11 protein-coding genes are annotated in these 13,283 nt (G+C 72.0%); 5 read left to right on the top strand and 6 right to left on the bottom strand.

Annotated elements, in window-relative coordinates:
• Window positions 1-28 precede the first annotated feature (28 nt).
• Window positions 29-523 (bottom strand): hypothetical protein, encoded by a 495-nt coding sequence (locus ODJ79_RS43340; RefSeq protein WP_263029568.1) that lies wholly within the window; start codon window positions 521-523, stop codon window positions 29-31.
• 105 nt (window positions 524-628) lie between these two features.
• The gene (locus ODJ79_RS43345; protein WP_263029569.1) at window positions 629-5,998 is read right to left on the bottom strand and encodes a GH92 family glycosyl hydrolase; all 5,370 of its coding nucleotides are present in this window, start codon (window positions 5,996-5,998) and stop codon (window positions 629-631) included.
• Between the two features lie 168 nt (window positions 5,999-6,166).
• On the opposite strand from ODJ79_RS43345, the gene ODJ79_RS43350 reads away from it, so the two are divergent.
• On the top strand, window positions 6,167-7,180 hold the full coding sequence (locus tag ODJ79_RS43350) for a molybdopterin-dependent oxidoreductase (protein WP_263029570.1): 1,014 nt from the start codon (window positions 6,167-6,169) through the stop codon (window positions 7,178-7,180).
• 17 nt (window positions 7,181-7,197) lie between these two features.
• Here ODJ79_RS43350 and ODJ79_RS43355 read toward each other — a convergent pair whose 3' ends face one another.
• From ODJ79_RS43355 to ODJ79_RS43365, 3 genes are read right to left on the bottom strand one after another with little or no spacing between them, the layout of a single operon-like run.
• Window positions 7,198-7,656, bottom strand: a complete 459-nt coding sequence (locus ODJ79_RS43355; protein WP_263029571.1) for a hypothetical protein — start codon at window positions 7,654-7,656, stop codon at window positions 7,198-7,200.
• Between the two features lie 34 nt (window positions 7,657-7,690).
• Complete coding sequence (locus ODJ79_RS43360; protein WP_263029572.1) at window positions 7,691-8,533, bottom strand: alpha/beta fold hydrolase; 843 nt, start codon at window positions 8,531-8,533, stop codon at window positions 7,691-7,693.
• A gap of 59 nt (window positions 8,534-8,592) precedes the next feature.
• Complete coding sequence (locus tag ODJ79_RS43365) at window positions 8,593-8,925, bottom strand: cupin domain-containing protein (RefSeq protein WP_263029573.1); 333 nt, start codon at window positions 8,923-8,925, stop codon at window positions 8,593-8,595.
• Between the two features lie 101 nt (window positions 8,926-9,026).
• On the opposite strand from ODJ79_RS43365, the gene ODJ79_RS43370 reads away from it, so the two are divergent.
• From ODJ79_RS43370 to ODJ79_RS43380, 3 genes are all read left to right on the top strand, one after another.
• A complete protein-coding gene (locus tag ODJ79_RS43370; protein ID WP_263029574.1) occupies window positions 9,027-9,638 on the top strand; it encodes a helix-turn-helix domain-containing protein in 612 nt (203 codons plus the stop codon).
• On the top strand, window positions 9,631-11,061 hold the full coding sequence (locus ODJ79_RS43375; protein WP_263029575.1) for a pyridoxal phosphate-dependent decarboxylase family protein: 1,431 nt from the start codon (window positions 9,631-9,633) through the stop codon (window positions 11,059-11,061). Before ODJ79_RS43370 ends, ODJ79_RS43375 begins: the two co-directional genes overlap by 8 nt.
• Window positions 11,062-11,139: 78 nt before the next feature.
• The gene (locus tag ODJ79_RS43380; RefSeq protein ID WP_263029576.1) at window positions 11,140-11,673 is read left to right on the top strand and encodes a hypothetical protein; all 534 of its coding nucleotides are present in this window, start codon (window positions 11,140-11,142) and stop codon (window positions 11,671-11,673) included.
• Between the two features lie 68 nt (window positions 11,674-11,741).
• Here the strand turns inward: ODJ79_RS43380 and ODJ79_RS43385 are convergent, their stop codons facing one another.
• Window positions 11,742-12,158 carry a VOC family protein gene (locus ODJ79_RS43385; RefSeq protein WP_263029577.1) on the bottom strand — a complete coding sequence of 139 codons (417 nt, stop codon included), beginning with the start codon at window positions 12,156-12,158 and terminating at the stop codon, window positions 11,742-11,744.
• A 198-nt stretch (window positions 12,159-12,356) separates the two neighbouring features.
• On the opposite strand from ODJ79_RS43385, the gene ODJ79_RS43390 reads away from it, so the two are divergent.
• The coding region (locus ODJ79_RS43390) for a monooxygenase (RefSeq protein ID WP_263029578.1) at window positions 12,357-13,283 on the top strand (927 nt) is incomplete at its 3' end.

Below are 13,283 nucleotides of genomic sequence, written 5' to 3' on the forward strand. Positions count from 1 at the left end.
GCATAGAGCGCTCTCGATTCGTCGGCGGCTACTCCCAGCCGTCGGGTTCCATCGCTACGACCATGGTTGCGGCCGGGGCGAAGTACACCCGGTAGGTCAGACCGCGGCCGACGTGCCAGTAGGGGGTCCAGAGGCGGAGGCGCTTGTCTCGTACGGTCAGGAAGCTGCCGCCTCGGGACCTCGTCACCGTCACCGGGCCGGTCAGGCACTCCACGACGCCGGCTCGCAGCGATCGGCGGATCCCGCGGATCCAGGACCACAGCAGGGCGACGAAGAGCCCGATCACCAGGGCGAGGACGACGTACTGCACGACGCCTCGGTGCGGCAGCAGCACGGCGAGCAGCACGACCGCGAGGATCAGCGGCGCGACGGCCAGCGCATTGATCCAGATGTTGCGGCGCAGCCGGCGGATCTGGCCGGGACCGAGGCGCCCGGCCCGGTTCGCCTCGATGTCCTGCGGCCCGATCCGGAACGCTCGGAGCAGCTCCTCGCGGTGCGTCCGGGGCCGCCCGACCGACTTCATGGACCGCACGGTAACGCCGCGGCAACCGGTTCCTGCACCGTTGCGTCGCCAACCCGTCGGTGAGCCGGCCCGGATCGCGGACCGGCTCACCGGCGGGGATCCCCCTCAGTGCGGCTTGGTGACCGTGAAGGTCTGCTCCACCCGGGTGCCGGATGTGGCCCCGGTCAGGGTGATGGCGGTGGCGCCCGGCTCGGCCGCGCCCGGCACGCTCACGGTGGCGCCGGTGAGGACGCCGTCGCCGTTCGCGTGCAGGGTGGTGACGGCCAGGCCGCTCCCGAACGTCGCGGTGACCGTCTCGTTCGGCGCGAAGCCGGTGCCGTCGACGGTGACGGCCGTGCCGCGCGGGCCGGCGGCGACGGAGAGCGTCACCTGCGGGTGGTACGCCGGCCGGGCCGCCGGCGAGGCCACCCTGGCCGTGGTCGCGACGGCCGACTGCACCGCCGCCTTGGCCACCGTCACCGTGACGGTCGCGGTGGCGCCGGCCAGCGTGTCCCAGGCGGTGACGTGCACGGTGTAGGTGCCCGGCTGGGCGTACGTGTGCGTCCCGGTGATCGCCCCGGCGGCGCCGACGGTGGCGTCCGCCGGTGCCGTGCCGTCACCCCACTGCACCCGGGCGTGGTAGCCGGTCGCGTCCGGCACGCCGCCGGTCACCGTGCCCAGGTCGGCGGAGAGCTCCCGCCCGGCGGTGGCCGTCTGGTCCGCGGCCGCCGTCAGCGCCAGGTCCGGGTGGGGCGTGCCGTCGTCGGCGATGGCGAACACGTGGATCCTGCCCGCCTCGCCGGGGTCACCGGACTGCGTCGGCAGGGTCACCGAGACGAGCGTCTTGCCCGCCGGGATCTGGTACGGCGCGGTGGCGAACAGGAACGGCTGTGCGTCGTCCCGGCTCGTGCCGAGCAGCCGGTACGCCGCGTGCGCGACGACGATGTTCCCGTACGACGGGGTGCCGTGCGGATCGCCGCCCAGGGTCCAGTCGCTCATCTGGATCGGGATGGTGGCGGTGCTGCCGTCGCCGAACGTCGCCGTACCGGTGGTGTCCTGGTCGCCCTGGGTGCCGGCGCCGATGAACGAGATGCTCCGGGCGTCGGCGGGCAGGTTGAGCACGATCGTCCGGCCGTTGCCGATCGCGTCGTCCGGCTGGCCGGGCGGGGTGGCGGCCAGCGCGAACTGCAACCCGGTGCCGGGCACCGGCAGCCGCTTGCCCTGGGTCACCCCGGCCGCGGTGAGCGCCGCCCGCGAGTAGGCCCAGTCCTTCGCGTCGCAGTTGGCCGCGAGCGCGCCCTCGTCGCCGATGCAGACGGTGTCGAACGCGGCGGCGAGACCGGACTCCGGCGCGTACGCCACGTCGACGCCGACCGTGGCGGAATCCTGGCTGGTTCCGTCGGTCACCGTCACCGCCGCCTGGTGATAACCCGGTTTCGCGTACGTGTGGGAGCCGCTCACGCTGTACACGGCCCGCGAGCTGAGCGCGATCGTGCCGGCGGTGGCCGGCGAGCCGTCACCCCAGTCGATCGTCGCCCGGTAGTCGCTCGCGGTGCCGCCGGTGACGGTGGCCAGCGGCACCGGCACCGGAGCACCGGTGCGCGCCGACACGGTGCTCGCGGCGGTCACCGCTACGGCGCCACCGCCGAGTTGCACGTCGCCGCCGGCCAGCAGCTCGATTTCGGCGAGGTTCGGCTGGCTGCTGGTGGACTTCGAGACGTTCAGCCGGAACTGCGCGAAACGGCCCGGCAGGTGGATCCGGTACGGCTTGGTCTGGTTGCGCCACGCGAACACCTCGTCCGTGCGGTGGTCCAGCACGGTCCAATGCACCCCGTCGCGGGAGCCCTCCAGCGTCCACCGGCTCGGATCGCCGGCCGCCGCCCCCGAGGTGACGGTGTAGTAGGTCGGCGCCTGCTTGCCGCCGCGGTAGACCCAGGTGACCTTCGGCGTGGCCGAGGCGAACGTCAGCTGCGTGGTCGACGAGTCGTCGAACAGCTTGGACGCGTCCTGCCCGCCGGTCACGGTCGCGGTGCCCAGGCCCGGCCCGGTGGTGTCCTGCATCGGCTTCGGCACGGCCGTTCCGGTGGTCAGCGACTTCGGGCCGTCGTTCTTGCCGGTGCCCCACGCCGACGGGTTCGGGCCCATCTTGAAGTCGATGCGGCCGCCGTGCCCGAGGACCGACGAGTCGATGGAGACGCCGCGCTGGGTGCTGCCGTTGACCTTCACGCTCTGCACGTACACGTTCTTCGTGCTGTTGCCGGCGGCGTTGACGACGATGTCGCCGCTCGAGCGGTGCACGGTCATCCGGCTGAACTGCGGTGACCCGATCACCCAGTTCGGCGAGCCGTTCTGCAGCGGGTACAGGCCCAGCGAGCTCAGGACGTACCAGGACGACATCTCGCCGTTGTCCTCGTCGCCCAGGTAGCCCTGGCCGATCTCGCTGCCCACGTAGAGCCGCTGCATGATCTCGCGCACGAGGGCCTGCGTCCTGGCCGGCGCGCCCACGTAGTCGTACATGTAGGGAATGTGGTGCGACGGCTGGTTGCTCATGCCGAGCTGGCCCAGCCGGACCGCGCGCGCCTCGAGCATCTCGTGGATCGTGCCGCCGTACCCGCCGGGGTGGTCGGCCTTCTCCGGGGTGGCGAAGAACTGGTCGAGCTTCGCCCGCAGCTGGTCCTTGCCGCCGTACAGATTGGCCAGGCCGTTGCCGTCCTGCTGGGCGGTGAACGCGTAGTTCCAGCCGTCGGTCTCGGTGTAGACGCCACCCCAGTCCAGCGGGTTGCCGTCGAGGAAGTTGCCGGCGGCGTCGCGCCCCTGGAAGAACTTCGTCTTCGGGTCGAACAGGTTGACGTAGTTGCGGGCCCGCTCGAGGAAGTACGTCGCATCGTGGCGCAGCTGCTCGCGCCGCGCGACCGGCGTCTTCGGGTCGCAGGCGAGCGCCTTGGCCATGTTGCCGATGCCGTAGTCGTTGATGAAGCCCTCGAGGGCCCAGGACACCGACTCGCCGGTGCTGGTCGGCGTGTAGCCGAGGAACAGCGACGTCTCGATGCCCTTGCGGCCGACGGCGCTGCGCCCGGAGGCCACCGTCGCGTCCTTCACCGCCGCGTCGTAGGCCGCCAGCGGATCCGGCAACCGCACACCATTGAGGTACGCCTCGGCCAGCGCGACATCCGCGCTGGTGCCGGTCATCAGGTCGGCGTAGCCGGGCGACGACCAGCGGGCGATCCAGCCGCCGTCGCGGTACTGCTGGACGAAGCCGTCGGCAATCTTGGCGGCGACGTCCGGGTACAGCAGCGAGTACGCCGGCCAGACGGTGCGGTAGGTGTCCCAGAAACCGTTGTTGACGTAGATCTGCCCGTCGACGATCTTCGCGCCGGTGGTGGTCGGGGTCGACGTGCCGGTCGGCGCCGACACCGGGCTCGCGTACTGCCAGTGCGGTTGCGCGGCGGTGCCGGTGTTCTCCGACTGCGAGTTCGGGTAGAGGTTCAGCCGGTACAGGTTCGAGTAGAGCGTGACCAGCTGCGTCTCGGTCGCACCCGCCACCTCGATCCGGCCCAACCGGCCGGCCCAGGCCGCGGTCGCGGCGACGTGGATCTCGTCGAGACTCCGGCCGGTGACCTCCAGGTCGAGGTTCCGCCGGGCCTGGTCGACCGAGAGGAACGAGGTCGCGAACCGCAGGGTCACCTCGGGGCTGGTGGCGAGGTCGAAGGTGGCCGAGGTGGCCGCCGTCGTGGCCGGCGCGCGGTCGAACGTGCCGGCGAAGAACATCCGGCTGCGCCCGGCGGACAGGCCGCTGCCGTTGTCGACCCAGCCGGTGACCGTCCCGTCGGTGCCGATGGTGAAGGTGCCGTTCTGGAAGACGAGGCTTCCGGTCGACTGCCCGGCGGGGAAGGCGAACCGCATGATCCCGCCGTGGTCGGTCGGCGACATCTCCGCGACCAGGCCGTTCTGCAGCTTCACCCGGTAGTGGTCGGGGCGGGCGATCTCGTCGTCGTGGCGGAACGGGAGCTGCCGGCTGCTGGGCTGCCCGGTGAGCGGGCCGCCGGCCGGAACCGGCATGACCGACATCTGGTTGCGGTCGCCCATCCAGGGGCTGGGCTCGTGCGAGATGGCCAGGCCCTGCAGCAGGGGCAGGTTCGCCGCATTGTTGTCCCGCTGGTACACGTACTCCCACGAGTTCGACGTGGCGTTGGTGACCGGCGTCAGGAAGTTGAAGCCGTTCGGCAGCGCCGCGATCGGCAGGTTGTTGCCGCGCGAGAAGGAGCCGGACGCGTTGCTGCCCCGGCGCGTGTCAACGTAATTGGTGAGGCTCGACCCGTCGATCGTGGCCGGCGTGCCGGTCACCGCGAGGTCGTCGATCCAGCCCTGGAAGTGGGTGGCCGCGGTGGCGCCGGGATTGTCGTAGGCGAGCAGGATGCGGTCGATCGTTTTGCCGTCGGCGACCGCGCCGATGTCCGAGCTCACCGCGTTCCACTCGTCGGCGTAGAGCACCTTCGAGGCGCCCTGGCCGGCCGCGGTGAGCGGGTAGCCGTGCTGGTCGACCGCGGACGCGCCGCTGAGGTAGGTGCCGTCGGTGAAGTGCAGGTCGATCGCCGCGTAGGTGGACGGGTACTGAAGATCCTCGGCGGTGAGCTCCGGGAAGATCTTGTACGCCAGCCGGGTCTTCGGGCCGACCGGGAGGTGCACGTCGTACAGCCTGTTCGTCGCGTACGAGCGCCCGTCGGCCTGCGCGCCGCCGGCGTACCGCAGCGACGCCACGCCGGTGAACCCGGCGCTCGGCCGCTGGTTGGCGCCGCGGACCGGCCCGGCCCCGGCCGCGCTGACCATCGGGGTGGCCGGCGGCAGCGTGTCCGTGCCGTCGCTGAGGTCCCAGTCGGCGAGCTGGACGATCGAGTCGCCCGCGTTCGCCGTGACGTTCAGCCGGTAGTACGCGTACGCGGTGGTGTTGGTGAAGGTGTAGGTGTTGGTCGCGAACCGGCCGCCGAAGCTCTGCCCGGTGCGGCTGTCCAGGTCCGTCCACTGCGAACCGTCGGCGGACCCCTGGATGGTGAAGTTCTTGGGGTCCCGGCCGGGAGCGTCGTTGGCCGAGGTCAGCGAATACTTCACCACGGTCACCGGGGTGGCCAGCCGGTAGGCGGCCCAGCCGGTCGGGCTGAACGCCAGCCACTTGGTCGAGGAGTCGTGGTCGGCGAGCTTGACCGCGGTCTCGCCGGGCGGGTTCTCGGCGCTCGCCGTCACGGCGGTGACCTGGTCGAGCACGCTGCCGGGCAGGCCCACCCGGATCGATCCGGTCAGGTTGCCCTGCACCGGCCGGCCGTTCGCGTCGAGCTCGGTGGTGCTCGCCGCAGGCGGCTGATCGCTCGACTCGAACGACGAGCTGAAGTCGGCGGGCGGGTCGGCGGCGTACGCCGTCGAGGGGGCGGCGAGCAGGCCGGCCGACACCAGCAGCAGCGCGCCGGGCATGGCCGGCCACCGTCGACGCGGGGTCCATTTCATGCGCAACTCCAGGGAGAGTGGGGTGGGCACCTGGATCAGAGATCGTCAGCCTTCACTGCCTGTGACAACGTTGTCAAGGAAGGATCGCGAAATCTCCCGGAAATGCGCGGTCTCCTGTGGAGGCTTTCCCCGGAGTCACCACGAAGGGCGCCGAGCTACCGTTCGGCCATGCGGGTGAGTCTGCGCGGCAGGCAGGGCGGCCGGCGCGTCGACCTGGCCCTGGGCCTGCTGCTGGCCGCGGCCGTGCTGACCGGGACGGCGGCCAACACGATCGGGGTGAACTGGCCGCTCGACCTCATCCAGCTGCACGCCGCCGCCGCGCTGGCGATCCTGCTGCTGGCGCCGTGGAAGTACGTGGTGATCCGGCGCGGGCTGCGGCGGGCCCGGCGCGGGTGGCGGACGAAGGCGCTGTCGCTCACGCTCGCCGGGTTCGTGCTGATCACGATCGGCAGTGGACTGCTGCACTCGACCGGAAAGGTGGAGTTCGTCGGGCCGCTCACGCTGATGCAGGTCCACGTCGGCGCGGCGATCGGCGCGCTGCTGGCGGTGGCCGCGCACTTCCTCGGGCACGCCGTGCGCCCGCGCCGCGCCGACGCCGACCGCCGGGCCCTGCTGCGGCTGGGCGTGCTCGGTGCCGGTGCGGCCGTGGCCACCGCGGCCTGGGACACGGCGGCGGTGGCCGGCGGGCGGCGCTTCACCGGCTCGATCGCCAAGCCGTCGCTGGAGGTGACTTCCTGGTTCGACGACGGCATCCCGCGGGTCGACCCGGCCCGGTGGCGGCTGCGGGTGGGCGTGGCCGAGTTCGACCTGGACGCGGTCCGGGCGCTGCCGCACGAGCGGTTCACCGCGATCCTGGACTGCACCAGCGGCTGGTACAGCAGTCAGGAGTGGTCCGGCGTACGGCTGACTGCCCTGCTCGACGCGGCGCGGGTGCCGGACGGCGGGTGGCGCAGCGTGCGGGCGCGGTCGACGACCGGCTACGCCCGCTGGTTCGGCGCCGGCACGCTGGACGACGTCTGGCTGGTCACCGCGGTCGGCGGCCAGCCGCTGACCGCGGGACACGGCTTCCCGGCCCGGATCGTGGCGCCCGGCCGGCGCGGCTTCTGGTGGGTCAAGTGGGTGACCTCGATCCAGCCGTCCGCCCGGCCGGCGTGGGCGCAGTCGTTCTTCCCGCTGAGCTGAGCCGCCGACCGGCAGAGTCAGCCGGCGGCCGCGGCGGTCTGCTGGGACTGCCAGACGGCGATCTGGACGCCGACCACGCAGATCTGCACCGGCAACGACATGCCCGGCAGGTCCGCCTCGACGTCGCCGGACCACGCGCCGGTGCGGCGCAGCGAGCCCACCTTCAGCCCGCCGGCCACCAGATCCTGCTGCTTGCCCCAGATCGAGCCCCGGCGGAACTCGTACGTGCGCCCCTCGGCCACCACGGTCCAGTGCTTGCGGCCGGCCCGCTCGACCCGCGCGACCTCCTCGCCCGATTCGTCGAGCATGCGGTACTTGGTCCCCCAGCCGTTGGCCCGCACGCTGAAGCGGCGCCCGTCCACCTCGAAGTCGCCGCCGGTGCGCCACCACGACGGATCCCACACGGCGACCGGTCGCCCGTCCGCCTTCATCTGGTAGCGGCCCCGCCACATGCTCATCCGTTCCGCCGTCAGCATGCTTCCGACGCTAACCAGCGGCCGCAACAGGCGCTCAGGACGTGTGGCGCAGCATGGACTCCACCACGGTCGGCCACGTCACGCGCGGCACCCCCGAGCCGATTCCGGGCAGGGTGAGCAGCGTGCCGCCCGGGATCTCCGCGGCCAGGGCCACCCCGTTCCCGTACGGGAAGAAGGGGTCCTCGTCGCCGTGCACCACCAGGGTCGGCGCGGTGATCTCGCCGAGCCGCTCGCGCCACCGCGGCCGGCAGTCGATGGCCGCGAACATGGTGCCGAGGTGGCTCGCCCGCTGCGCCTCGGCCGTCCGTCCCGCCCGATCGAAGACCGCCCCGGCGGCCGCCCGTGCGTCCCGCTCGTCGAAGCCCCGCGATCCGGACATCAGCCGCGCGGAACCGGTCATGTAGTCGACCACGCTGTCGCGATCGGTCCAGTCCGGCTGCGGCCGCCCGAACAGCTGCGCCATCGTCTCCGGCGCGTGGTCGGGCAGGTCCGGATCGACCGGGCCGGGCGCGACCGGCCGGGTGGAGACCAGCGTCAGCGACGCGACCTGCTCGGGGTGCTCGAGCGCGAGCAGCTGGGCGACGAAGCCGCCGACGCCCAACCCCACCACATGCGTACGCCCCAGACCCAGCGCCGCCACCAGCTCGGACGCGTCGGTCACCAGGTCGCGCAGGTCGTAGTCCGGTGCGTCCGGGTCGACGAACGTCGACCGGCCGGCATCGCGCAGGTCATAGCGCACCACATACCGCCCGGAAAGCGCCGCGCACAGCTCGTCCGGCCAGCTCAGCATCGTGATCCCGACCAGCAGCACCGGCGGATCCGCCGGGTCACCGAAGGTCTCCACGCACAGCTCGACACCGTTGACCTTGATCCGCATTCCCCGCTCCTCCCGAAGTCATCCGGTAAGACCGGGCGGCGCCGGCAAACTCATCGCGGTCAGGCGAGCTTGGCCACCGTCAGCAGGATGACGCTGTCGTCGAGCGCCGCCAGGGCGTGCCGGGCCTGCGGGATCACGACGAGCTCGCCGGCCGTCAGGTCGCAGCCGTCCTCGCCGCTGGTCAGCCGGACCTGCCCGATCAGCACCTGAAGGGTGGCGTCGCCCGGGTTCTCGTGCTCGTCCAGCCGCTGCCCGGCCGCCAGGGCGATGACGGTCTGCCGCAGCACGCCGGCGTGGCCGCCGTGCACGGTCTGGGCGCTGCGCCCGCTGGACGCCCCGCGGGCGGCGACGAGCAGATCCCCGGCCAGCTCGGCGAGCGATGACTTCTCCACGGGAGCCTCCCACTGATGATCACTGTCACTATATGGGCGGGGAGGGCATCGGACCCGGCTGGATCCTTGATAGCGGATTGTTTTCCACTATAGTGGAAGTCATGCCGGACGGGGCGGGCCTGTTGTCGAGCGGGTTGTCGATGGCCGAGCTGGGATCGCGAGTCCGCACCCGGCGACGCGCCCGGGGGCTCGCGCTGGAGCGGTTGGCGGAGCTGAGCGGCGTGAGCCGCAGCATGGTCTCCGATGTGGAGCGCGGTGCGAAGACACCGACCGTGCTGGTGCTGGACAGGCTGGCGACAGCCCTGGGCACTTCCATCGCCCGGCTGCTCGATGAGCCGGCCGGCGACGCGTTGGTGCTGCTGCGCCACGCAGGGCAACGGGTGGTCCGCGATCCGGCGGGCTGGGAGCGGCGCATCCTGTCCCCGGTGCTGCCCGGCGTCGAGTTCGAGTTCATGCGCACGGTGCTGGCGCCCGGTGTGGACGCCGGCGAGTTCTCGCCACACCAACCGGGCTCGCGGGAGTATGTCGCGGTCGAGTCCGGCCGGCTCACGCTCACCGTCGACGGCCGGGTGTCCACCCTGGAGCCCGGTGACTCCGTCTACTTTCCCGGCGACTGCCGCCACGGGTTCGCCAACGGGGAGGACGCCGAGTGCGTCTACTACCTGGTGATGGACCTCGGCGCGGCCGGCGGGGCGGCCGGGCCGCATGGATGAGCTGAGGCGGGCGGTCCGGGTCGCCGGCGACCTGACGGCCGATTACCTGTCGGCCGTCGGCGAGCGAACCGTGTGGCAGCCGGTGGCGGAGCCCGATCGGAGCTGGCTCCTCGGGCAAGATCTGCCCACGGCGGGCCGGCCGTTCGCCGACCTGGTCGACGACCTGCGCACCCGGGTGCTGCCGTACCCGATGGGCAACGGTCATCCCCGCTTCTTCGGCTGGGTGAACTCCGCGCCGTCGGCCGCCGGTGTCCTCGTCGCCCCGATCGCCGCCGCCATGAATCCCAGCTGCGCCGGCGGCGAGCACGCCGGCGTGCTGCTGGAGCACACCGTCCTGCGGTGGCTCGCGGAGCTGGTCGGCTTCCCGCACTCGCCGGGCGGCGGGCTGCTGACCAGCGGCGCCTCCATGGCGACCGTGATCGCGCTGGCCGCCGCTCGGCAGCGCGCCGGCCGCCAGGACGGGCTCGACCTGCGCGAGACCGGGCTCTCCGGCCACCCGCCGATGGTGCTGTACGTATCCGCGGAGGGGCACAGCTGCCTGCGCAAGGCCGCCGAGCTGCTCGGCCTGGGCAACCGGCAGGTGCGCCCGGTGCCGGTGGACGACGAGTTCCGCATGGACGTCGACGCGCTCCGGCAGCTTGTGGTCCGCGACGAACAAGCGGGGCTCCGCCCGTTCTGCGTGGCGGCGAACGCCGGCACGGTCAACACCGGCGCCGTCGACCCGTTCGACGAGATCGCGGACGTCGACGCCGAGCACGGGATGTGGTTCCACATCGACGGCGCGTACGGTGCCCTCGGTGTTCTCGTCGACGACCTCGAGGCCCGCTATGCCGGCCTGGCGCGCGCCGACTCACTCGCCCTGGACCCGCACAAGTGGCTCGGCGTGCCGGTCGACTGCGGGGGTGTGCTCTGGCGTGATCCGGCCTGGGCCCGCGCCGCGTTCAGCTTGGTTCCGGCCTACTTGCGGGACGAGAGCGAGGGCGGACTCGGGTGGTTCGCCGAGTACGGCCCGGAGCAGACCCGCCCGTTCCGAGCGCTGCGAGCCTGGGCCACCATGTCCCATCTCGGCCGGGACGGCATCGTCCGGCTCGTCGACACGACCGTCCGGCTCGCCCGCGCACTGGCCGCGATGATCGACGCGGCGCCCGACTTCGAGCTGCTGGCCCCGGTCAGCACGTCGATCGTCGCGTTCCGTTACCGTCCGGCGGGCTACGACCGGCGACTGGACGAGCTCAACCGCCAGGTCCCGGCCGCCGTCCAGCACCGCGGGCAGGCCTTCCTGACCGGTACGCGACTGGCCGACACCGAGGCCCTGCGCGCCTGCCTGCTGAACCCGGCGACCACCAGCGACGATCTCGCCCTGCTGCTGGACGAGATCCGAGCCGCGGCGGCGACGATCCACCCGGCGGAAATCCACCCATGACGGCCGGCGACCTGCACCCGCCGGCTGCCAATGCTGACCGTCCAAACCTCAGGTGCCGGGTTGGTATCGTCCGTGGCCATGATCGAATCCGACGATGTCACACGCAGTGAACTGGGCTCCACGGCAGTGGGGGCGCGGGCGCTGACTCTCGTCGCCGCGTTGGTCGCGGTCCTGACTCTCGGTCTGCCGTGGGCGCAGCAGGAGCGGGTGAAGGTCGTCGACCACGACCCGACGCTGCTCAGTGGCGCCATGCAGTGGATGGGCTGGAACTTGCACGCGGAGAGCTCGATAGACGGCCAACGTCCCACGGCCGTCGCCTGGGTGATCATTCTGGTCGGCGGGTCGCTGCTCCTGCTCATCGGCGCCTGGCTCGCCTTCGAACGACCCCGCTCCGGATGGATTCCCAAGCTCATGGCGCTGCTCACCGTGGTGCTTCTCTTGGGAAGCTTGGTGGCGACGCGTCACCTGGGGAGCGCCGTGCGTAGCGGGGATTACCGCGCCATCACCATCGGATACGGGGTCGCCATCTGGCGTATCGCGGTGCTGGCGGCCCTGTTCGCGACGGTCAGGCTCGCGTTGACCATGGAAAGGCACCGACCGGACCGAGCGTGAGCGCGGGGCGGGCCGCGATCGACGCCCGCCACCGGGTCGGCGGAGCTCCCCGAGCCGGCCGGTCCGATTCAGCCGGCCTTCCCCTGCTGGACGATCCGGATCGCGTTGCCGGACGGGTCCCGCAGGCCCATGTCGGTGCCGTAGAAGCGGTCGGTGGGCTCCTGGGTGAAATCGGTGAAGCCGCCTGCCTTGAGCGACTCGTACAGCCCGCGGACGTCGTCGCAGTTGAGGACGAGGCCGTTCAGGGCACCCTTCGCGAGAAGCTCGCGCAGCTGCCCGGCCGTCGCCTCGTCGTGCAGCGGCGGGCCCGGCTGCTCCAGGGAGATCTCGGCGCCGCCGTCGCCCGGTACGCGGACGGTCAGCCAGCGGTAGGAGCCCTGCTGGACGTCGTTGCCCTTCTCCAGCCCGAGCTTGTCGACGTAAAACGCCAGCGCCTCGTCCTTGTCGGCGACGTAGATGGACGTGACGTTCAGCTTCGTGATCATCTCGTGGTTCTCCCATGCCATCGGAATGCGAACATCGTCAGGCTAGGCCGAGCGTCGCGCCGGCGGCTTCTTCAAATCTGCTCGATCGTGTCCGCGCTGATTCAGGGGGCACTCTCCGGGTTTTCCCCGGATGTACCCGCAAGAGCGGCTTGTCCATGCTCGATACAGATGTGCCTACGGGGATGGAGGCGAATTGCGGTGCGGACGACACGGAGAACACGGCGGCTCGGCGCCCTCGCGACCGGTCTGGCGGTTGCGATGATCGTGGCCGGGTGCGGCGGCGGCACCACCGGCGGTGCCGGGGCGGGCGGGGGCGCCAGTTCGGCGGCGGCCGAGCATGCGGGGCACGAGCACGGTTCGGGGGCGATCCCGGCGGCCGCACCGCTGCGCGCGGGTGAGCGCTTCGTCACGGTCCAGATGCCGCAGCCGTACGAGCCGGTGGCGCCCCACGGCGGGACCGACGAATACCGGTGCTTCCTGGTCGACCCGAAGGTGACCGCCAACGCGTACCTGACCGGAAGTCAGTTTCTGCCGCAGAACACGGCGATCGTGCACCACGCGATCTTCTTCCGGGTCGAGCCGGGCCAGGCCGCCAAGGCGCGCGCCGTCGACGCCGCCGACCCCGGCGAGGGATGGACCTGCTTCGGCGACGCCGGCATCGGCGGCGACGCCGGGTGGGTGGCGCATTGGGCGCCCGGCGCCAACGAGACGCTGCTGACCCCCGGCGTCGGCTACCCGATGCCGCCGGGCAGCCTGCTGGTCATGCAGGTGCACTACAACCTGCTGGCCACCGGCGGCAAGCCGGCCGGCACCGACCAGTCCAGCATCCGGCTACGCCTCGCCGACGGCGCCAAGAAGCTCGCGCCGCTGGACACCGCGCAACTGGTGGCCCCGATCGAACTGCCCTGCGCGGCCGGCGAATCCGGCCCGCTGTGCGACCGGAACGCGGCCGTCGCCGACGTGACCCGCCGCTTCGGCGGTGACGTCGGCTCGATCGAGGACGGGCTGGTGAAGGGTTGCGACCACGGCACCCCGAAGCCCGGCACCACCCAGCAGTGCGACCACCCGGTCCCGGTGGCCGGCACCATCTACGCGGTCGCCGGGCACATGCACCTGCTGGGCCGC

This window comes from Actinoplanes sp. KI2 (assembly GCF_025630775.1).
In the GTDB taxonomy this organism is placed as follows: Bacteria; Actinomycetota; Actinomycetes; order Mycobacteriales; family Micromonosporaceae; genus Actinoplanes.